Source organism: Ruegeria sp. CDSA236 (assembly GCF_059611285.1).
In genome coordinates, this window is the sequence record NZ_JBXWPG010000010.1 from 132,430 (window position 1) to 151,257 (window position 18,828).

Consider the following 18,828-nt stretch of genomic DNA (forward strand, 5'->3'; position numbering starts at 1 on the left):
TTCAGCACCTGATCTTTGTTTAAAAAGCGCGGCCAGGGTTTCCCCTGACCGCGCTAATTTTCAACCGAGTTTGCTTTGGGGCCAGTTACTACCCGCCTGCGGCAACGGTGCGCGGTTCCATCGGCATTTCGCGCGGCGGACGACCGATCACGTCGCGGAGATCTTCCAGCTCGATGAAGTTGTCGGCCTGGCGGCGCAATTCGTCCGAGATCATGGGTGGCTGGCTGCGGATGGTCGACACCACAGAAACGCGTACCCCCTGACGTTGCAGGCTTGCGATCAGCGGGCGGAAATCTCCGTCGCCGGAAAACAGCACGATATGGTCTACACGTGGTGCAAGCTCCATGGCATCGACGGTCAGTTCGATATCCATGTTACCTTTGACTTTCCGACGCCCCATGCTGTCGGTGTATTCTTTTGCCGGTTTCGTAACCATGGTGAAGCCATTGTAATGCAGCCAATCAACCAGTGGACGGATGGGCGAATACTCGTCATTTTCAAGTAGCGCTGTGTAATAGAAAGCTCTGAGCATCTTACCGCGGCGCATGAATTCCTGGCGCAGCAGTTTATAGTCAATGTCAAACCCCAGTGCTTTTGCGGCTGCATAAAGATTCGAGCCGTCGATGAACAGCGCTAGCCGTTCGTCTTTATAAAACATAAATAGGTCCTTCCGGTACAAATCAGCGCGCTGCGTGTTACGTGAGTGAGTCTTGGGAAAATACAGCGCATTGATATCTCCATAATTAGGGGTTTTATGGTGTATCGCAAGTATGCAATTCGCCGAATATAGGGAGTAGGATGCGCAAAACCACCTCAAAAGCAGTGCTTGCCCTCGGTGCAAATCTCAAAGTGAGAGGTTTTGAGCCCCATCTGACGCTACGGCATGCCATTGACGCGATTTTGCGCCAGGGGCTGTTGATTCGGGCTGAAAGCCGCTTTTATGCGACCCCTTGTTTTCCTGCGGGCGCGGGCCCTGACTATGTGAATGCGGCCGTGTTGATCGAGACTGAAAGGTCACCCACTGAGTTGCTGCAGATATTGCATGGAATTGAACATGATTACGGGCGCGAGAGGATTCAGCGCTGGGGAATGCGGACGTTGGATCTGGACCTGGTCTGTTACGATGATCTGGTTCTGCCCGACCGCGAGGTTTTTCAAAGCTGGTTATCGCTGCCGCCCGAAGATCAGAAACAGCAGGCGCCGGATCAGTTGATCCTGCCGCACCCAAGGGTACAGGATCGTGCGTTTGTGCTTGTTCCCATGGCGGATGTTGCCCCGAACTGGAGGCATCCAATACTGGATCAGACCGTCAGGGAAATGCTTGCGGGGCTTCCTTCAGGCGATATTGCGGCAGTTACCCCGTTATGATTGGTGCATTTGCAGCATTTCCTGCTTGTCAAGGCAGGGATTCGCCCTTAGATAAACCTCTTCCTGACATGGATTCAGTAACGGAGAGCGCCCCATGGCCCGCGTGACGGTTGAAGATTGCGTAGACAAGGTTCCGAACCGGTTTGAACTGGTGATGCTTGCCGCCCATCGTGCGCGCGAGATTTCCGCCGGTGGTCCGATCACCGTTGACCGTGACAACGACAAAAACCCGGTTGTTTCTCTGCGTGAGATCGCTGACGAGACTCAAAGCGCTGACGAGCTGCGCGAGCGGCTGATCGAGGCCAACCAGACCCAAATCGAGGTCGACGAGCCCGAAGAAGACCAGATGGCGCTGCTGATGGGTGCGGAAACAGACAAGCCTGCGGATGACGACATGTCCGAAGAAAAGCTGCTGCGCGCTCTGATGGAGGCTCAAGGCCAGGGGTAATCCCCACAAATGAAGGTGCGGACCGGATGATTTCTGCTGAAGACCTGATTGCGCTGGTCCGCAACTACAATCCAAAAACGAATGCAGACCGCATTGCCAAGGCGTATGAGTTCGGCAAGCAGATGCATGAAGGGCAATTCCGCCATTCTGGCGAGCCCTATTTCACCCACCCTGTTGCCGTTGCCGCCATCCTGACCGAACAGCGTCTGGATGATGCGACTATTATCACGGCGCTGCTGCACGATACGATCGAAGACACCAAGGCCAATTACGGCAAAGTGTCTGAGCTGTTTGGCGAAGAAGTCGCCAAGCTGGTTGATGGGGTCACCAAACTGACAAACCTTCAGCTGTCCAGCCGCGAAACCAAACAGGCCGAGAACTTCCGCAAGCTGTTTATGGCGATGTCCAAGGATTTGCGGGTCATTCTGGTCAAGCTGGCAGACCGTCTGCACAATATGCGCACAATCAAGGCGATGCGGCCCGAAAAGCAGATCGTCAAAGCGCGCGAGACGATGGATATCTACGCGCCGCTTGCAGGCCGTATGGGTATGCAATGGATGCGGGAAGAGCTGGAAGACCTCGCCTTCCGCGTTCTCAACTCTGAAGGCCGACAGTCCATCATCCGCCGCTTCATCACGCTGCAGCGCGAAACGGGTGACGTGATCCACCGGATCACCGGCGACATGCGGCACGAACTTGAAAAGGCCGGGATTGAAGCCGAGGTTTTTGGCCGTGCCAAGAAACCCTATTCGATTTGGCGTAAGATGCAGGAAAAGGACCAGGGGTTCTCGCGTCTGTCCGACATTTACGGGTTCCGCATCATTACGCAAAGCGAAGAAGACTGCTATCGAACCCTTGGCGCGATCCACCAGCGTTGGCGCGCCGTGCCGGGGCGGTTCAAGGATTATATCAGTCAGCCGAAATCGAACGGTTACCGGTCGATCCACACCACCGTTTCAGGCCGTGACGGCAAGCGGGTCGAGGTTCAGATCCGCACCCGTCAGATGCATGATGTCGCCGAAACCGGCGTGGCCGCGCACTGGTCCTATCGGGATGGCGTGCGTTCGGAAAACCCCTTTGCCGTCGACCCGGCTAAGTGGATCGCCAACCTGACTGAACAATTCGACAGCGAAGAGGATCACGAGGATTTCCTCGAGGCAGTCAAGCTCGAGATGTATTCGGACCAGGTCTTTTGTTTCACGCCTAAGGGGGACGTGGTGAAACTGCCGCGTGGTGCGACGCCGATTGACTTTGCCTATGCCATCCACACGCGCATCGGGCACGCCTGTGTAGGGGCCAAGGTTGATGGTATTCGCGTGCCACTTTGGACCCGGATCAAAAACGGTCAGTCGGTGGATATCATAACAGCTGACGGTCAGACTCCCCAAGTCACGTGGTTGGAAATTGCCGTCACCGGCAAAGCCCGTACAGCCATTCGTCGCGCCCTGCGCGAGGTTGACCGAGAGCGGTTCATCAAGCTGGGCAAAGAACTGGCGCGATCGGGATTTGAACATGTCGGGCGCAAAGCGACCGACAAGGCGCTGGACACTGCTGCCAAGCATCTACGCCTGAAAGACCGGCATGAGCTGCTGGCGCGCCTGGGCAGTGCAGAACTAACTGCCCATGATGTGGTCAGCGCCGTCTACCCGGAACTGACGCAGGATGATGGTGATGCCATTCCGATGCGCCGGGCCGTGATCGGTCTTGAGCCGGGGCAGAAGTTTGACCGCGCCCCTTGCTGCCAGCCATTGCCGGGTGAACGGATCGTCGGGATCACTTATCGCGGCAAAGGTGTTGTCGTGCATGCAATCGACTGTGATCGCCTGAGCGAATACGAGAGCGAGCCCAAGCGCTGGGTCGATCTGCACTGGCACTCGGGTACTCACCCTGCTGTCTACGGGGCGACGATTGATGTTACGATTGGCAATGACGCAGGTGTGCTGGGTCGCATTTGTACATTGATCGGCGAGAAAAAGGCCAATATCTCGAACCTAGAATTTGTGGATCGCAAACCGGATTTTTACCGCCTGCTGGTCAACGTAGAACTGCGCGACCTTGAGCAGTTGCATTCGTTGATGTTGATGCTTGAGGCCGAAAGCGATGTTGCAGCGGTTGAACGTTTCAGAGACAGAGCTAAATCCGCAGTTGCGGCTGGCTGAGAAGGGGTGATCAGGAGTGGTATTCAAGCGCCGAGATCGACGCTCGCCTGTCCAGATCGCATCGGAATTCGTCTATCCTCGTGGTGGCTGGACCCGGGCCTTTCACTATGTGAAACACCGCGTCCGGCGATTGCCGGATTCACCTGAACGCATCGCCCGCGGGGTAGGGTTTGGAGTGTTTGCGGCCTTTACACCTTTTTACGGGCTGCATTTTGGCATTGCCGCCCTGGCTGCGCGATTGTTCAACGGCAATATGCTGGCTGCACTCAGCGGTACGTTTTTCGGAAACCCATTGACCTATGTGCCCATCGGGGTGGTTTGCCTTCAGACCGGGCATTTCCTGTTGGGCACCGAGTTTGAAGAGGGCGACACCCATGGGCTTATGGGGAAGTTTGCCAATGCGATCGGTGATCTCAAAGACAACCTGATTGCAGTATTCACCGACCGGGTGGCTGACTGGCACGGGCTGGGAATTTTCTACGACGAGGTTTTCTTTCCGTACCTGATTGGCGGCATTCTTCCCGGATTGCTGGCTGGGGTGGTTTGCTACTATCTCAGCCTGCCGCTGGTCCACACCTATCAGCAACGGCGTCGCGACAGGATCAAAAAGAAGTTTGAAGAAATCAAACGTCTGGCTGAATCCGAGGCTGCCGTTCCAGAGTCAAACCAACTAGGCTCGAGCCAGGATTTGGGAAAGGAATCAAAGGATGTCTGAGAACCGTTTGCGTCTCGGTGTGAATATCGACCATGTGGCCACAGTGCGGAATGCACGTGGTGGGGTCTATCCCGACCCTTTGCGCGCGGCCACGCTGGCCGAGCAAGCCGGTGCAGATGGCATTACTGCCCATCTGCGCGAAGATCGCAGGCATATTTCGGACGCAGATATTGACGGGTTGATGGAGGTTCTTTCGGTACCTCTGAATTTTGAAATGGCAGCCACGCCCGAGATGCAACAAATCGCTTTGCGCCATAAGCCGCACGCGGTCTGCATCGTCCCCGAAAAGCGCGAGGAACGGACCACCGAAGGCGGGCTGGAAGTCGCGCGCGCAGAAAACAAACTGGCCCATTTCATTGCACCTTTGCGTGATGCGGGCTGTCGCGTGTCGATCTTTATCGCCGCCGACCGTCGCCAGATCGAGGCCGCGCATCGCATCGGCGCCGAAGTGATCGAACTGCACACAGGCGCCTATTGTGACGCCCATGCCGAAGGCAAACTGGATGAGGCAGCGCAAGAGCTGGAAGGCCTGCGCGACATGTCCACCTTTGCCCATTCGCTTGGCCTCGAAGTGCATGCCGGACATGGTCTGACATACGACACGGTCAAACCTGTCGCCGCTTTCCCCGAGGTGCGCGAGTTGAACATTGGTCACTTTCTGATTGGCGAATCGATCTTTTTGGGCATGACCCCCGCCATTCAGGAAATGCGCCGCCTGATGGATGAGGCGCGGGGATGATAACCTCGGGTTTCATAGCAATCTGGATCGCCTGGCTGATGGCCGGAGGCTCACCCGGTCCGGCAACCATGGGCATCGCCGGAACTGCAATGAACGAAGGCCGCCGCGCCGGTCTGGTCTTTGCACTGGGCATCTGTGCGGGGTCCGCTGCCTGGGGCATCGCCGCCGCGCTGGGCCTGTCGGCGATCATGCTGGCCAATGTCTGGGTGTTCGAAGTAATCCGCTATGTTGGTGTAGCCTATCTGGGCTGGCTGGCGCTCAAGGCCCTGAAACGGGCGCTGTCATCGGATGAGATGGCGTTGGGCAACCCGGTCACCGGCTCGCTACGCACCATCTTTGCCAAAGGCGCGGCGATTCACCTGACCAACCCCAAGGCGATCCTCAGCTGGGGCTCGATCTACGCTATCGTTGCCCCGAATGACGCCAGCTTGTCGATGCTGCTTGGCTATTTCGGCCTGCTTTACGCGGGCTCGCTGCTCATTTTCATCAGCTATGCATTCCTTTTCTCTTCCGAACGCACAGTCCGCGCCTACCGCCGCGCCCGCCGCTGGTTCGATTTTGCCTTTGCCGGGTTCTTTGGGGTGGCAAGTTACAAGATTTTGACGGTTCGGTTGTCATGATCCTAGGCATCGGCACAGACCTCGCAAACATAGACCGCATTCAGGGCACGCTCGACAGGTTTGGTGACCGGTTCCGTAACCGCGTTTTTACCGACACTGAACAACGCAAGGCCGAACGCCGCGCCGACACAGCAGGCACATACGCCAAGCGCTGGGCCGCGAAAGAGGCGTGCTCCAAGGCGCTGGGCACCGGGCTTCGTATGGGGATTTCCTGGAAGGACATGGCTGTCACCAACCTTAAAACCGGCCAGCCAGTGATGCATGTGACCGGTTGGGCGGCGGAACGGCTCAACGATATGACCCCCGAGGGTCATGCGGCGATCATCCACGTCACCCTAACCGATGACCACCCCTGGGCGCAGGCCTTCGTGGTGATCGAGGCGCGCCCAATTCGCGAACGCAGCGCTCTGTCTTGACTAACCCCGCCGCGCCGCGCATGTAGCACCCCAACAAACCAAGGACCGGAGAGCAGTATGGCCGAGGACGTCAAAACCGGAAATCCCGTGTGGGAGACGATCAAAACCATCGTCTATGCGCTGTTGATCGCGGGCGTTTTCCGTACCCTGTTCTTTCAGCCGTTCTGGATTCCGTCAGGGTCGATGAAACAGACCTTGTTGATCGGGGATTTCCTGTTCGTCAACAAAATGGCCTATGGATATTCCTATGCCTCTTGCCCCAGTCTGATTATTCCAAGCGTCGGCCTCAATATCGACGCCGAGGATGTTTGTGGCTGGATGCAAAGTGATGACAACACCCGTATCTGGGCCGGCGATCCCGAGCGCGGTGATGTGATCGTATTCCGTCATCCGGTAACGGGCCGCGATTATATCAAACGCCTGATCGGCCTGCCCGGCGATCGTATCCAGATCATCGAGGGCCAGATCATCCTGAACGGTACTCCGGTTCCGCAGCAACCCGATGGCGTCTTCACCGAGGTCGCGGCGCCGCAAGGTCCGCAAGGGTTGCGCCCGCGCTGTGAAAACGGCCCGGTTGGCCGTGGTGGCGTGTGTGAGAAATCCCGCATGATCGAAACCCTGCCCAACGGGGTGTCCTATGATGTGCTCAATATCGGTAATCAGGGGTCGGACAATACCGGCGTCTATACAGTGCCCGAAGGCGAATACTTCTTTATGGGCGATAACCGCGACAATTCCAGCGACAGCCGCCTGCCGCAATCGGCCGGGGGTGTCGGATATGTACCCTATGAAAACTTGATTGGTCGTGCAGATCGTATCATGTTCTCATCCGCTGGCCGGTCGATGCTGTTCTTCTGGACCTGGCGCGGAGACCGCTTCTTTAAGGCTGTGAATTGAAGCTTTCCGCCGAAATAAAGGCGTTTCAAAAACGTCTGGGGCATGAATTTGCCAACCCCGAGCTGCTGGTGCGTTCGCTGACCCATGGATCGGTTTCGTCCGCCACACGCCCGGACAACCAGCGGCTCGAATTTCTGGGTGATCGGGTGCTGGGTCTGGTGATGGCGACGGCCTTGCTGGAGGCGGACAAAAAAGCGAGCGAAGGTCAGCTTGCACCCCGGTTCAATGCGCTTGTGCGCAAAGAGGCCTGTGCAGATGTGGCGCTGCAGATTGATTTGGGTGCTGTACTGAAACTGGGCCGATCTGAAATGCTGTCCGGAGGGCGGCGCAAACAAGCTTTGCTTGGCGACGCGATGGAGGCAGTCATTGCTGCGGTTTATCGCGACGCCGGGTTCGAGGTCGCCAGCGCCGTTATCCTAAAACTCTGGGGTGATCGCATCCACGATGTCGAGGCCGACGCCCGTGACGCCAAAACGGCGCTTCAGGAATGGGCGCAGGCACGGGGCCAGAAACCGCCCAGCTATGTCGAAGTCAGACGCTCTGGCCCGGACCATGCGCCGGTCTTCACCATTGCTGCGCGTCTTCAGGACGGGGCAGAAGAGCAGGCAACAGCAGGGTCAAAGCGTCAGGCCGAACAGGCGGCTGCCAAGTCGTTGCTGGACCGTTTGCAGAATTAGTCTACCGGGTAAAAATAGTCGGTCTCCTGAGGGCTGGCCGGAAATGCCTATTGGTCAAACACGGATCCTATCCGGTGATGGGTCGCTCACCATACCCCACCCAATGCCATCCTGAACGCAAGTGCCAAAGCTGCAAATCGCTCTGGTCCGCTGCCTCTTTCTGCGATAGGGAGGCCCATCTGCAAACAGGATCAAACCCCAGATGACGACACGCGCCGGATTTATCGCCCTGATCGGAGAGCCCAACGCAGGCAAATCCACCCTTCTGAATCGCATGGTCGGGGCCAAGGTCTCGATCGTGACACATAAGGTTCAGACGACCCGCGCCCGCATCCGGGGCGTGGCGATGGAAGGTGATGCACAGCTGGTCTTTGTGGACACGCCGGGCCTTTTCAAACCGCGCCGCCGTCTGGATCGGGCAATGGTGGCCGCCGCATGGGGCGGGGCCGCGGATGCCGATGTGGTTGTCCTGATGGTCGAAGCGCATCGTGGCATTACCGAGGGCGTAGAGCGCATCCTTGAAGGTCTGAATGAGATCGGGCAGGGCCGCACCGTCGCGCTGGCCATCAACAAGATCGACAGGGTGCAGTCCGAAGTTTTGCTGGCCCTGACCAGCGACCTCAATTCGCGCTACGCGTTTGCCGAGACCTTCATGATCTCGGCCGAGAAAGGCCATGGGGTTGACGATCTGCGTAAATGGCTGGCAGGCGAATTGCCCGAAAGCCCGTGGCTGTATCCCGAAGACCAGATCGCTGATCTGCCATTGCGTATGATTGCGGCGGAAATGACACGCGAAAAGCTGACCCTGAGGCTGCATCAGGAACTGCCCTATCAGCTGACCGTCGAGACCGAGAATTGGGAAGAGCGCAAGGACGGGTCGGCAAAGATCGACCAGATCATCTATGTCATGCGCGACGGCCATAAAGGTATCGTTCTGGGCAAAAAGGGCGAGACCATCAAGGCCGTCAGTCAGGCGGCCCGTGCCGAGCTGGAAGAGTTCCTTGATCGCAAGATCCACCTGTTCCTGCAGGTCAAAGTCCGGCCAAACTGGCTGGAGGAATCCGAGCGCTATTCGGAAATGGGTCTGGAATTCAAAGACGGAAACGCATGACGCGACTGACGGCAGACTTCTGGGTTCACGCCTATCTGGCACGGTTGCGATTTCAGGAAATACCGGCCTTTGTTGTGGCCCATGGTGACGACACAGCCGGCGCGGTTTTGATCAAGCTCAACACGTTGGACGGTCAGGCCACAGCCTTTCAGCGCAGCTTTGATCTGATGAGCGGTGAGCGCAAGTGGGTTGAACTCTCCTCTGGTCCCGAGGCCGATGTGGACGAGGCGATCCAACGCCAGCGCAGCTTTGACCCTGACCTCTGGGTGATAGAGGTCGAAGACCGGCAGGGGCGCCATTTGCTGGGTGAGGACGGTCTGGATTAGCGGTACTAGCACAGACGCGGTGCAGGCCTCTGCCAAAGTTATGTCATAGGTCTTGGTAAGATGGTCCATTTTCGCTATTCGTATGCGTATTTAACGGATGGTGCGGAAACGGGTCGTTGCAGCCTATGACAAGGATAGAGGTCTTACGTTGGCTGAAACAATTGGTCAGAAGTTCATAAAGTCAAACCTTGGTCTTGTGATGAAGCACTTCGAGGGCTTCATGGTATTTGTCGGCATTTTAGGCCCATTTGCCACGCTTCCACAGCTTGTGAAGCTCTTCTTTACCCACTCTCAACATGCGTCGGGCCAATCGCTGTTAACGTGGTCGCTCTATGCGGCGTTGTCTTTGCTTTGGTTCATCTACGGTCTGATCGTCAAGAAGTTGCCCATCTATGTTGGCAACGGCATTTCTATGGTGCTGAACCTTCTTATGGTCCTGGGTATCCTGATCCACGCGGGGGTCACGTTCTGACAATAGGTCGACGATTTCCCGGTCTCTCTTGCAGTGGTCCCGGCTTTGCGTTCTTTTGCTCGGGCAGGACTGACCCACAAGATTGGACACGCTTTGGACTGGCGCGACCACGGCATACTTCTGACTTCACGCCGCCATGGCGAAACGGCGGCAATTATCGAGGTCTTTACCGAAGGCCACGGTCGTCATGCCGGCGTCGTACGTGGTGGAACCAGCCGCAAGATTGCGCCGATCCTGCAGCCCGGGGCGCAATTAGATGTGCTTTGGCGCGCACGGCTCGAGGAGCATATCGGCACTTTTCAGGTCGAGCCCCTGCGGTCGCGGGCGGCGGCGGCGTTTTCGGGTAGGCTTGCGCTGGCTGGATTGAATACGGTGGTGGCCCTGCTCTCGTTCTGTTTGCCTGAGCGCGAAGCGCATCCGCGCATCTATAAACAAACCGAACAGTTGATGGACCTGCTGGGTCAGGATGAAATTTGGGTGCTTGCCTATCTGCGGTGGGAATTGTCGCTGCTGGAAGAGCTGGGGTTTGGCCTTGACCTGACACGCTGTGCCGTGACGGGGGTAACAGAAGGTTTGGATTATGTTTCTCCGAAAACAGGTCGTGCGGTCAGCGCTGATGGGGCAGGGGACTGGGTGGATAGGTTGCTTCCCTTGCCGCCTTGCCTGCGTGGCGTGGGCGACGCGCCGGATACCGAATTGGTGCAAGGATTGTTGACCACCGGACATTTTCTAGAGAACCATGTTGCTCCGTCGTTGGGGAACAACCCTCTGCCCGGCGCACGGGCGCGGTTTATTGATCAGATCAATCGGCAGCTTTGAACACCATTTCCTGCCCGTCCTCATTGCGCAATATCAGCAGGTTCCCTGATACTTCGGATTGGGTCATGGCAAGCAGGGCGGCGAAATAGATCCCTTCTGCCTCAAGCCCGGCACAGGCGGCACGGGTTGCTGTCAGGCCGGTCAACTCAAACCATGGATAGGGCGCGTTAAGCCTGCCCGTGTAGCTGTTGCAGGGGGCGTTGCCCGCTACTTTGCCTTCTTCCAGAAATCGCAATAAGGCACTGGCATTGTAGGGCTGACCGTTGATCTCTTGCAGGGCCCATTCCCGTTCGGCAGCGCCATAGGCCGCAACGGTTTCATCCTTCTGACATTGGAGTAATCCGGAAAGGGAAAGCAGCATTATGTAACGCAACATGGCAGAATTCCTGAATTCAGCGAAGAACAGTTTCCTGGGCTTGGACGCATTGTTTTGAACCGACTAGGTAAAGAATCGGATACAATGGTGACCGTTGACTTGCAAAACATCTTGGACATATTGAAAGCGAATAACGGGCCTTTCCTAAGATTTGGGCAGTTAGGTGGAATTTTTACACCGGTATATACGCCAGGTTTATTTGATTTTGACCTGATAGAATTGGAGCTTCGTAGTGAGCGGAAATGATGATGTTGGCATGGGGCGGATGCGACCTGTAACCAAGTTTTTTATGATTTTGATCTATGCCCTCTTTCTCTTCCTGCTGGTTGAACTGCTTTCGTATTTCACCGTGGTTTATGTGTATGACAACACGCTGGGCAATACGGCAGAGCGACATCTATACTCTTCGATCCGTGGTCACAAACTGAACCCAGACTATCAGCGAGGATTTGATACTGGCGGGCAGCGTATCCATTCCGATCAAGGGTTCCGCCACGATACGCTGATTGAACAGCCAAAACCCGACGACACGTTCCGCATTTTTCTGATGGGTGGCTCAACTGCTTATGCCATCGGATCGCAGGGCAGTATTTATCCTGACCACCCAACGCTCGCCAATCAGGAAACGGTTGCGTATTTCCTGCAGCAGGACCTGCGCGAGCGGTTGGGCGATCAGATGCCCGGTGTGACGATTGAGGTGATCAACGCCGGAGTTGTTGCGTATCACAGTTTTCAACATGTGTTGTACCTGTACGAGACGCTATATGAGTACAGCCCGGACATGATTGTGTTTCTGGATGGCCACAATGATTTTTACAATGTTGGGGTCGATAATCCGGTCCAAAGTTATGCTTACTCGTCCGCACGCATGATTGACGCCTTGAATGATCGCAAACCCTTCTTTTCAGCCTATGCGTTCCTGCGGTACCCGGCGCAGTATTCCTATACCTTCAAACTGGCTTCGAAATTTACGCAAGGCTTGTTCGACCGCTATGAAATCCCCAAAAATATCACGTATGGGGATGTTACCGCCTTGCAAAGAGACTTTTCAGCTGAGCTTGCACAGACTGCAAAGGTCGGATTTTTGCGCAATTACAAGCTGATCGAAACATTCGGCGATTACCACGGGTTTTGCTATCACGTCTTTTTGCAGCCTGAGGTCGTCTATGAGGACACCAATGTCCTAAGCGAGACCGACCGCGAAATCGCCCAGCTCACGCGGGATTGGTACAAGCCGGGACGCGAAGATCTGATGCATCGCGCGCGGGTCGATTTCCCTGCTTTGTTTGAAGAGGCCAATGTGCCTTTCACCGATATTGCCGAGATCGGCGGTCCACTCCACAAAGACAAGGTGCTGTATGTCGATTACACGCATCTGACGCCCGAAGGGTCAAAGCTGGTGGCTGCGCGGATGCTGCCCGTGGTGGCGGAACGGATCAGCCAGTGTAAGACCCCGTCCTGACCTCAGTAGGGTTGCTCTCCATTTAGCAAAGCGGTGCGCACCTCCATGCGGGTACGCCAGTTGTATCGCGTATCTTCGCGCGTTGGCGCCCATGTCAGCGCGCCACTGTTGCGCCATGGGTCAAGGATGATGCCTTCGAACATCGTGTCGCCCTTTGCGCTGATCACTGCGGAATGGTGGATGATCCTCAGCGGCGTTGGCGGTGATGTAGCCCAGTGCATTTCCAGGGTGCGGAAGTTTTCTGCCCTTAAACGGCTGGTCATCGCTTCGGCCCAGTCGTTGCACAGGCCGCGCTCACGAAATCCGTTAATGACCTTGGCGTTGTGGATGATGGCCGGGTCGGTGACCTGCCATTCTCGGGCCAGACGCTGCGAATAGGTATAGGCAATGGTGGCCGCCTTCTGTGCCTCGGCTGGATCAACCTCAGGGCCCATAGAACGGATGGCGAGCGCCAGCTCGTCTATGTCGTTCTGCGTTGCGGTCGGTTGAGGGGTGGCACAGCCGGCAAGGGCCAGTGCCGCAAGCGTGGCCAGAAGGACAAGAATGGATCGGGTCATGTGTTCGCCGCTGGTTCGTGATCAATCGCTGATCTACCGGGATAATCGACGCAGTGATAGGGGGAAGTTTGTGCTGCGGCTGGTCATGGTCGAGCGTGGACATGAGGGCAGGTAACAATAATAATACTGGGAACAGAAGATTGTAGTATTGCGGGCAAAAAAACCCGGCGCGTGCGCCGGGTCGAGTTGGGGAAACAGGATTGCTTTAACAGGTCAGCCCAGCAGACGCCGCGCGATCACCTGTGCCTGAATTTCGGCAGCCCCTTCAAAAATATTGAGAATACGTGCGTCACACAGCACGCGACTGATCTTGTATTCCAGTGCAAAGCCGTTGCCGCCGTGGATCTGCAGGCCGTTATCGGCAGCAGCCCAGGCCACGCGGGCGCCCAGCAGCTTGGCCATCCCGGCCTCAAGATCGCAGCGATGACCGTTGTCTTTTTCCCAAGCCGAGAAATAGGTCAGCTGTCGTGCGATCATGATCTCGACGGCCATCATCGCCAGCTTGCCGGACACGCGGGGGAAGTTGATCAGCGACTTGCCGAACTGTTTGCGGTCCTGCGCATATTGCATGGCGATGTCCAGCGCGCTTTGGGCCACACCGATGGCGCGGGCTGCGGTCTGGATGCGGGCGGATTCGAAGGTTTCCATGAGCTGTTTAAATCCCTTGCCTTCTTCGCCACCCAAAAGGTTCTCACCCTTGACCTTGAAGCCATCAAAGCCCAGCTCGTATTCCTTCATGCCGCGGTAACCCAGCACTTCAATCTCACCGCCAGTCATGCCGGGGGTGGGGAAGGGGTTGTCGTCCGTGCCGGGCGTCTTTTCCGCCAGGAACATCGACAGGCCGCGATGATCGGAGGTGTCAGAGTTGGTGCGTGCCAGCAAAGTCATCACATGGGTTCGCGCCGCATGGGTGATCCAGGTCTTGTTGCCTGTGATTTCGTAATCACCATCCGCATTCTTGACCGCACGGGTGCGCAGGCTGCCCAGGTCCGAGCCCGTGTTGGGTTCGGTGAAAACAGCCGTCGGCAGAATCTCGGCGCTGGCGATCTTGGGCAACCACTGGGCTTTCTGCTCATCCGTTCCGCCGGCAATGATCAACTCGGCCGCAATCTCGGACCGGGTGCCCAGCGAACCGACACCGATATAGCCGCGCGACAATTCTTCGGACACCACGCACATCGAGGCTTTGGAAAGGCCAAACCCTCCGAACTCTTCGGGGATGGTCAGGCCAAATACACCCATCTCGGCAAGTTCCTCGATGATCTCCATCGGGATCAGCTCATCCTTGAGGTGCCAATCATGGGCGTTTGGTTCGACTTTTTCCTGGGCATAGCGGCAGAACTGGTCGCGGATCATTTCCAGTTCTTCGTCCAAGCCCGAAGTTCCGAACATCGTGGCACCGGCCTGTTCTTCCATCAGTTCAACCAAGCGACCGCGTGCGGCCTGTGAATTGGCCTGTGCCATCAGTGTCTGAACTTCGGCGCTTTGGAAACCGGACAGCGCGTCCCAGCCCAGACCCATGTCCTGAAGACGCAAAATCTCGCCCTGGTTCATTGGGATGCCGCCCGCGACCTGATGCAAGTATTCACCAAAGGCGATTTGGTGCAGCAGCTGTTCGATCTCGCCGAATTTGCCTTCTGCCTCCAAAGCATCGGCCCAGCGTTGCATTTGCAGCAGCGACTGGTTGTATGTCGCCAGCCATGCCAACCCATGAGCGGCGGTCTGATTGGCCTCGATCAGAGCGCCGGACACGCGACCATCTTTTGTCACCATCGCGCGAACCGACTCGCGGGCGCGTTCGAATACGGTCTCCACGGCGGGCAGAGCCGCACGTGTCAGCGTTAGAAGCTCGGGCAAAATCGCGGATGTAATCATCTGGGTCATATCCTGTCCGTCATGGGCCATGAATCAGCTTTCTCCTAAAGTTGTCTGGTCATATCATGCTGCACGTGCAGCGCAACAAAAATACGAATTATGCGACTGAAAAGTTCTAAAGTTGCTTGATCATTTTTGCAGTGCAGCACCCGTTAGGAGTGATATCAGGGGGACATGACGTTGTTTTCTATGCTCTCTGCCCAAGAACTGCTGCTGGCCTGTGGGGTTGCCTTCATTGCCGGTTGGGTCAAAGGCATGGTCGGGTTTGCCATGCCAATGGTTCTGATCTCGGGGCTGAGCATGTTCCTTTCGCCGGATATGGCGATCGCGGGGCTTATTCTGCCAACCCTGGTGACAAATGGGGTGCAGGCATTGCGCGGGGGTGTTCCGGCCGCCGTGTCCTCGATCCGTCAGTTCCGTGTATTTCTGGTTGTCGGGTTGGTGTTTCTGCTGATTGGTGCTCAGTTGGTCAGCGCTGTGCCAGCATCAACTTTTTTGTTGATGATTGGCATCCCGGTGACAGTCTTTGCATTGATCCAGGTATTGGGTCTGCGTCTGAAATTGGCCAGCCCATCTGCCCGAATAGAGGCCATGATCGCCGCGGTTGCAGGCTTTGTCGGGGGGATGTCTGGAATTTGGGGACCACCAACCGTTGCCTATCTGACCGCCTTAAACACCCCGAAAGCGGTGCAGATGCGTGTGCAGGGGGTCATCTATGGTTTGGGGGCGTTGGCGTTGCTGTTCGCGCATATGGGCTCCGGGATTTTCCGCGCCGAAACCGCTCCGTTCTCGGCTGCTCTGGTGCTGCCGGGGCTGGCGGGCATGTGGGTGGGGTTGCAACTGCAGTCGCGCATAGATCAGGCGCTGTTTCGCAAGATCACCCTGTTCGTGCTGCTTATCGCAGGGCTGAACCTGTTGCGACGCGGGCTGATGGGCTAGGCACGCCGATCTATCGCGCGCAGCGTGAAATAAAGCCCCAGCATCAGAAAGAACAGGCCCGAGATATCGCCGATCAGGAAGGCGATATATTCCAACCCACCGCTGCCAAAAGCCAGATTGGTCAGCACGGACACCAATATTGACGTGACGATCCCGACCCCCATGACGCAGGACCAGCATGGTTTGCGATCCGGGTGGGGAAACAGATCGAAGCCGACCCATTTGCATAGGTAAAATACAGCAGGAACGGTTGTGACGGCGATTGCAATGGCGGCCAGACGGTTGGGCAGGAAGACGTCGCTTCCGCCGAGAAAGGCAAAGACAAGAAAGACACCGGGCAAGAGCGCAAAAATCGCCCGCCACCCCAACAACCAAGCAGAGAGCACACGCACACCATGCGGGAGAAACAGCAAGCTGGCCTTGCTGGGATATTCGGGGAAGAATACGTTCTGCAGTGGCATCAGAACCTCGAACGTAAGGAACGAGGCAATCACGTAGGCCAGTGAGGCAAAGAACGTTTCAGAGGCCCATCTGCGCACGGCGGTCAGCCAGCAATGCGCAGATCAAACGCTTTATTACTTAGGCGCATGCACAACATACCGTCCACGGTTCGCGCTACCGCTTTGTGACAAATACCCCTTCTGCACCAGCGACTTCAGCGCACGAAAAAAGGTCGGGCGCGAGACGCTTTGCACAAGCGTGTGTTCAATCAACCCAAATGTCCGAACTTCCTGGTCAGCTTTGGACAGTTCTTCGGCGGCGTAATAGATATCGCGCTCTACCGGTGAGAGTTGTTCCAGCCCCAGCGTGCGCTCCATGCTTTGCATCAGTTTGCGCAGTTCGGTCAGTTTCAAGATTTCAGTCATTTCGTTACCTGTCGTTTCCCATGTCACGCGCTGCGACAAAGCAGCGGTATGAGACGAACTGAAATCTGAATGTTCAGAAAGTCTCATATTGACACTCATCCCCATTGGCATACACTTGCTATCTGATTAGGTTCCTCAATTCGCGAATGTGAGTGCGCGGCTGAGTTACCCAAGGTATTTTTAAACAACGCCCGGCGCGATTGCGTCGGGCGAATTTGTCTTAATGACATCATTGGATAGCTTAAACCGGCAAATCGGGCAACGAATTTGTAAGGACACCTTACGTTAGACGTATAAGGACGATTGCCAACAGATGTGCTGTCCGAAAAAAGGGGAAAGGTTTGCCCCCCTTTTGCAACATTAGCCGATTGCTACGGCTTTGATGTCTTCGTCGATGAACGGCAGATACTGCTCAAAGTTTTCAGCAAACATCTGAACCAGCTTCTCAGCCTGTTTATCGAAAGCGGCCTGGTCGTCCCAGGTGCGACGCGGATCCAGCAGAACTTCGGCGACACCGGGGACGGAAACCGGTACGTCAAAGCCAAAATTCGCATCCTTGCGGAATTCCGCATCCCGAAGCGATCCATCCAGAGCGGCAGTCAGCAAACCGCGGGTCGCACGGATCGGCATCCGGCTGCCAACGCCATAGGCGCCGCCAGTCCAGCCGGTATTCACCAGCCAGCAGGTCGCGCCGTGCTGGGCGATCTTGTCGCGCAGCAGGTTGCCATAGACTTCTGGGCGACGCGGCATGAACGGCGCGCCAAAGCATGTCGAGAATGTGGGTTGGGGCTCGGTCACGCCGCGCTCTGTGCCAGCAACCTTCGAGGTGAAGCCCGACAGGAAGTGGTACATCGCCTGAGCCGGGGTCAGCCGCGCAATCGGGGGCAGAACACCAAACGCGTCACAAGTCAGCATGATGATGTTCTTCGGATGCCCGCCCAACGCGCTTTTCGAGGCATTGGAGATATACTCGAGCGGATAGGCGCAACGCATGTTTGCGGTCAGCGAGTCATCTTCGAAATCCAGCTCCTTGGTCTCGGGATCGAAAACCATATTCTCGATCACGGTGCCGAATTTGCTGGTGGTTGCATAGATCTCGGGTTCGGCCTCGGCGTTCAGGTTGATCGTCTTGGCATAGCACCCGCCCTCGAAGTTGAAAGTGCCACGGTCTGACCATCCATGTTCGTCATCGCCAATCAAGGTGCGGGCCGGATCAGCGGACAGGGTGGTCTTGCCAGTTCCCGAGAGGCCAAAGAAGACTGCGGTATCAACGGGATTGCCGACCGCGTGGTTCGCCGAGCAATGCATCGGCATCACGCCTTTTTCGGGCAGCATGTAATTCAGCAGGGTGAAGACGGACTTCTTGTTTTCGCCGGCATATTCTGTGCCGCCGATCAGAATCAATTTGCGGTCGAAGTTCAGTGCGATCACTGTCTCGCTACGGCAGTTGTGCTTGGCCGGATCAGCCTGGAAGCTGGGACAGTTGATGATTGTGAAATCCGCGATGAACTCATCCAGGTCTTCACGATCCGGGCGGCGCAGCAAGTGACGGATGAACAGATTGTGCCATGCCAGTTCGGTGACCATGCGCACGTTGATCGAATAAGCGGGGTCGGCGCCACCGACCAGATCCTGCACAAAATAGTCACGACCCTTCATATGCTCGATCATATCGGCATAAAGCGTTTCGAAACCCTCGGGACTCATCTCGGCGTTGTTTTCCCACCAGATCGAATCGGCGACACTGTCGGTGCGGACAACATGTTTGTCCTTGGGAGAACGGCCAGTGAACTTGCCGGTACTGACAAGAAAAGCTCCGCCATTGCCAAGTGTACCTTCACCCCGCTTGAGGGCTTCTTCAATCAGTGCCGGTTCCATGAAGTTGTAATAGACATTGCCCAGACCCTCGATGCCCTGATCTTCGAGGCGGAATTGCGGGTTCACCCGTCCAGATGTCATGTGTGTCTTCTCCTGTGGCGGCGCGGC

General features: G+C 56.5%; 22 protein-coding genes. 15 read left to right on the top strand and 7 right to left on the bottom strand.

All coding sequences use genetic code 11. From position 1 onward, the window contains the following. Positions 1–88 precede the first annotated feature (88 nt). Positions 89–658, bottom strand: coding sequence for a LabA-like NYN domain-containing protein (locus AC2FLB_RS15940; protein WP_142639223.1), 570 nt, complete (start codon positions 656–658; stop codon positions 89–91). 140 nt (positions 659–798) lie between these two features. Here AC2FLB_RS15940 and folK point away from each other — a divergent pair, with 140 nt between their 5' ends. The 13 genes from folK (at position 799) to recO (ending at position 10,767) form a co-directional block, all read left to right on the top strand. Continuing rightward, positions 799–1,368 carry a 2-amino-4-hydroxy-6-hydroxymethyldihydropteridine diphosphokinase gene (gene folK / locus AC2FLB_RS15945; RefSeq protein ID WP_496709629.1) on the top strand — a complete coding sequence of 190 codons (570 nt, stop codon included), beginning with the start codon at positions 799–801 and terminating at the stop codon, positions 1,366–1,368. A gap of 94 nt (positions 1,369–1,462) precedes the next feature. Then, on the top strand, positions 1,463–1,816 hold the full coding sequence (rpoZ, locus tag AC2FLB_RS15950; RefSeq protein ID WP_142639234.1) for a DNA-directed RNA polymerase subunit omega: 354 nt from the start codon (positions 1,463–1,465) through the stop codon (positions 1,814–1,816). A gap of 26 nt (positions 1,817–1,842) precedes the next feature. Further along, complete coding sequence (locus AC2FLB_RS15955; protein ID WP_496709630.1) at positions 1,843–3,975, top strand: RelA/SpoT family protein; 2,133 nt, start codon at positions 1,843–1,845, stop codon at positions 3,973–3,975. 16 nt (positions 3,976–3,991) lie between these two features. Then, complete coding sequence (locus AC2FLB_RS15960; protein WP_142639238.1) at positions 3,992–4,690, top strand: DUF2062 domain-containing protein; 699 nt, start codon at positions 3,992–3,994, stop codon at positions 4,688–4,690. Continuing rightward, the gene (locus AC2FLB_RS15965; RefSeq protein ID WP_496709631.1) at positions 4,683–5,429 is read left to right on the top strand and encodes a pyridoxine 5'-phosphate synthase; all 747 of its coding nucleotides are present in this window, start codon (positions 4,683–4,685) and stop codon (positions 5,427–5,429) included. The genes AC2FLB_RS15960 and AC2FLB_RS15965 overlap by 8 nt, the downstream gene beginning before the upstream one ends. Continuing rightward, positions 5,426–6,049, top strand: a complete 624-nt coding sequence (locus AC2FLB_RS15970) for a LysE family translocator (RefSeq protein ID WP_271951355.1) — start codon at positions 5,426–5,428, stop codon at positions 6,047–6,049. Before AC2FLB_RS15965 ends, AC2FLB_RS15970 begins: the two co-directional genes overlap by 4 nt. Then, positions 6,046–6,465, top strand: coding sequence for a holo-ACP synthase (acpS, locus tag AC2FLB_RS15975; protein WP_142639245.1), 420 nt, complete (start codon positions 6,046–6,048; stop codon positions 6,463–6,465). Before AC2FLB_RS15970 ends, acpS begins: the two co-directional genes overlap by 4 nt. A gap of 57 nt (positions 6,466–6,522) precedes the next feature. Continuing rightward, positions 6,523–7,362 (top strand): signal peptidase I, encoded by an 840-nt coding sequence (lepB, locus tag AC2FLB_RS15980; protein ID WP_271951346.1) that lies wholly within the window; start codon positions 6,523–6,525, stop codon positions 7,360–7,362. Next, positions 7,359–8,039, top strand: a complete 681-nt coding sequence (rnc, locus tag AC2FLB_RS15985; protein ID WP_271951343.1) for a ribonuclease III — start codon at positions 7,359–7,361, stop codon at positions 8,037–8,039. Before lepB ends, rnc begins: the two co-directional genes overlap by 4 nt. A gap of 202 nt (positions 8,040–8,241) precedes the next feature. Then, positions 8,242–9,150, top strand: coding sequence for a GTPase Era (gene era, locus AC2FLB_RS15990; RefSeq protein ID WP_271951341.1), 909 nt, complete (start codon positions 8,242–8,244; stop codon positions 9,148–9,150). Then, the gene (locus AC2FLB_RS15995) at positions 9,147–9,476 is read left to right on the top strand and encodes a DUF1491 family protein (protein ID WP_496690317.1); all 330 of its coding nucleotides are present in this window, start codon (positions 9,147–9,149) and stop codon (positions 9,474–9,476) included. The genes era and AC2FLB_RS15995 overlap by 4 nt, the downstream gene beginning before the upstream one ends. A gap of 148 nt (positions 9,477–9,624) precedes the next feature. Next, positions 9,625–9,948 carry a SemiSWEET transporter gene (locus AC2FLB_RS16000; protein ID WP_271951337.1) on the top strand — a complete coding sequence of 108 codons (324 nt, stop codon included), beginning with the start codon at positions 9,625–9,627 and terminating at the stop codon, positions 9,946–9,948. Positions 9,949–10,041: 93 nt separating this feature from the next. After that, positions 10,042–10,767 carry a DNA repair protein RecO gene (gene recO, locus AC2FLB_RS16005; protein WP_496709641.1) on the top strand — a complete coding sequence of 242 codons (726 nt, stop codon included), beginning with the start codon at positions 10,042–10,044 and terminating at the stop codon, positions 10,765–10,767. Here the strand turns inward: recO and AC2FLB_RS16010 are convergent. Next, positions 10,751–11,143: an META domain-containing protein gene (locus tag AC2FLB_RS16010; RefSeq protein ID WP_142639257.1), complete on the bottom strand. Its 393-nt coding sequence runs from the start codon at positions 11,141–11,143 to the stop codon at positions 10,751–10,753. The genes recO and AC2FLB_RS16010 overlap by 17 nt on opposite strands. 232 nt (positions 11,144–11,375) lie before the next feature. Here AC2FLB_RS16010 and AC2FLB_RS16015 point away from each other — a divergent pair, with 232 nt between their 5' ends. Next, positions 11,376–12,605, top strand: a complete 1,230-nt coding sequence (locus AC2FLB_RS16015; protein WP_496678791.1) for an SGNH/GDSL hydrolase family protein — start codon at positions 11,376–11,378, stop codon at positions 12,603–12,605. A 2-nt stretch (positions 12,606–12,607) separates the two neighbouring features. Here the strand turns inward: AC2FLB_RS16015 and AC2FLB_RS16020 are convergent, their stop codons facing one another. Together AC2FLB_RS16020 and AC2FLB_RS16025 are read right to left on the bottom strand one after the other, a co-directional pair. Continuing rightward, on the bottom strand, positions 12,608–13,162 hold the full coding sequence (locus AC2FLB_RS16020) for a hypothetical protein (RefSeq protein WP_496709632.1): 555 nt from the start codon (positions 13,160–13,162) through the stop codon (positions 12,608–12,610). 213 nt (positions 13,163–13,375) lie between these two features. Further along, the gene (locus AC2FLB_RS16025; RefSeq protein ID WP_496709633.1) at positions 13,376–15,067 is read right to left on the bottom strand and encodes an acyl-CoA dehydrogenase family protein; all 1,692 of its coding nucleotides are present in this window, start codon (positions 15,065–15,067) and stop codon (positions 13,376–13,378) included. 144 nt (positions 15,068–15,211) lie between these two features. On the opposite strand from AC2FLB_RS16025, the gene AC2FLB_RS16030 reads away from it, so the two are divergent. Next, the gene (locus AC2FLB_RS16030; protein ID WP_496692203.1) at positions 15,212–15,976 is read left to right on the top strand and encodes a sulfite exporter TauE/SafE family protein; all 765 of its coding nucleotides are present in this window, start codon (positions 15,212–15,214) and stop codon (positions 15,974–15,976) included. On the opposite strand, the gene AC2FLB_RS16035 is transcribed toward AC2FLB_RS16030, so the two are convergent. The 3 genes from AC2FLB_RS16035 to AC2FLB_RS16045 form a co-directional block, all read right to left on the bottom strand. Continuing rightward, positions 15,973–16,515 carry a hypothetical protein gene (locus tag AC2FLB_RS16035; RefSeq protein ID WP_496698419.1) on the bottom strand — a complete coding sequence of 181 codons (543 nt, stop codon included), beginning with the start codon at positions 16,513–16,515 and terminating at the stop codon, positions 15,973–15,975. The genes AC2FLB_RS16030 and AC2FLB_RS16035 overlap by 4 nt on opposite strands. A 36-nt stretch (positions 16,516–16,551) precedes the next feature. Beyond that, positions 16,552–16,929: a hypothetical protein gene (locus AC2FLB_RS16040; protein WP_246097302.1), complete on the bottom strand. Its 378-nt coding sequence runs from the start codon at positions 16,927–16,929 to the stop codon at positions 16,552–16,554. A gap of 273 nt (positions 16,930–17,202) precedes the next feature. Then, positions 17,203–18,801 (bottom strand): phosphoenolpyruvate carboxykinase, encoded by a 1,599-nt coding sequence (locus tag AC2FLB_RS16045; protein WP_142639267.1) that lies wholly within the window; start codon positions 18,799–18,801, stop codon positions 17,203–17,205. Between the last annotated feature and the right edge of the window lie 27 nt (positions 18,802–18,828).

Bases quoted from the DNA above. Each gene is read 5' to 3' on its own strand.
- AC2FLB_RS15940 (WP_142639223.1), bottom strand. From the start codon at position 658: ATGTTTTATAAAGACGAACGGCTAGCGCTGTTCATCGACGGCTCGAAT.
- folK (WP_496709629.1), top strand. From the start codon at position 799: ATGCGCAAAACCACCTCAAAAGCAGTGCTTGCCCTCGGTGCAAATCTC.
- rpoZ (WP_142639234.1), top strand. From the start codon at position 1,463: ATGGCCCGCGTGACGGTTGAAGATTGCGTAGACAAGGTTCCGAACCGG.
- AC2FLB_RS15955 (WP_496709630.1), top strand. From the start codon at position 1,843: ATGATTTCTGCTGAAGACCTGATTGCGCTGGTCCGCAACTACAATCCA.
- AC2FLB_RS15965 (WP_496709631.1), top strand. From the start codon at position 4,683: ATGTCTGAGAACCGTTTGCGTCTCGGTGTGAATATCGACCATGTGGCC.
- AC2FLB_RS15970 (WP_271951355.1), top strand. From the start codon at position 5,426: ATGATAACCTCGGGTTTCATAGCAATCTGGATCGCCTGGCTGATGGCC.
- acpS (WP_142639245.1), top strand. From the start codon at position 6,046: ATGATCCTAGGCATCGGCACAGACCTCGCAAACATAGACCGCATTCAG.
- lepB (WP_271951346.1), top strand. From the start codon at position 6,523: ATGGCCGAGGACGTCAAAACCGGAAATCCCGTGTGGGAGACGATCAAA.
- era (WP_271951341.1), top strand. From the start codon at position 8,242: ATGACGACACGCGCCGGATTTATCGCCCTGATCGGAGAGCCCAACGCA.
- AC2FLB_RS15995 (WP_496690317.1), top strand. From the start codon at position 9,147: ATGACGCGACTGACGGCAGACTTCTGGGTTCACGCCTATCTGGCACGG.
- AC2FLB_RS16010 (WP_142639257.1), bottom strand. From the start codon at position 11,143: ATGTTGCGTTACATAATGCTGCTTTCCCTTTCCGGATTACTCCAATGT.
- AC2FLB_RS16020 (WP_496709632.1), bottom strand. From the start codon at position 13,162: ATGACCCGATCCATTCTTGTCCTTCTGGCCACGCTTGCGGCACTGGCC.
- AC2FLB_RS16025 (WP_496709633.1), bottom strand. From the start codon at position 15,067: ATGGCCCATGACGGACAGGATATGACCCAGATGATTACATCCGCGATT.
- AC2FLB_RS16030 (WP_496692203.1), top strand. From the start codon at position 15,212: ATGACGTTGTTTTCTATGCTCTCTGCCCAAGAACTGCTGCTGGCCTGT.
- AC2FLB_RS16040 (WP_246097302.1), bottom strand. From the start codon at position 16,929: ATGAGACTTTCTGAACATTCAGATTTCAGTTCGTCTCATACCGCTGCT.
- AC2FLB_RS16045 (WP_142639267.1), bottom strand. From the start codon at position 18,801: ATGACATCTGGACGGGTGAACCCGCAATTCCGCCTCGAAGATCAGGGC.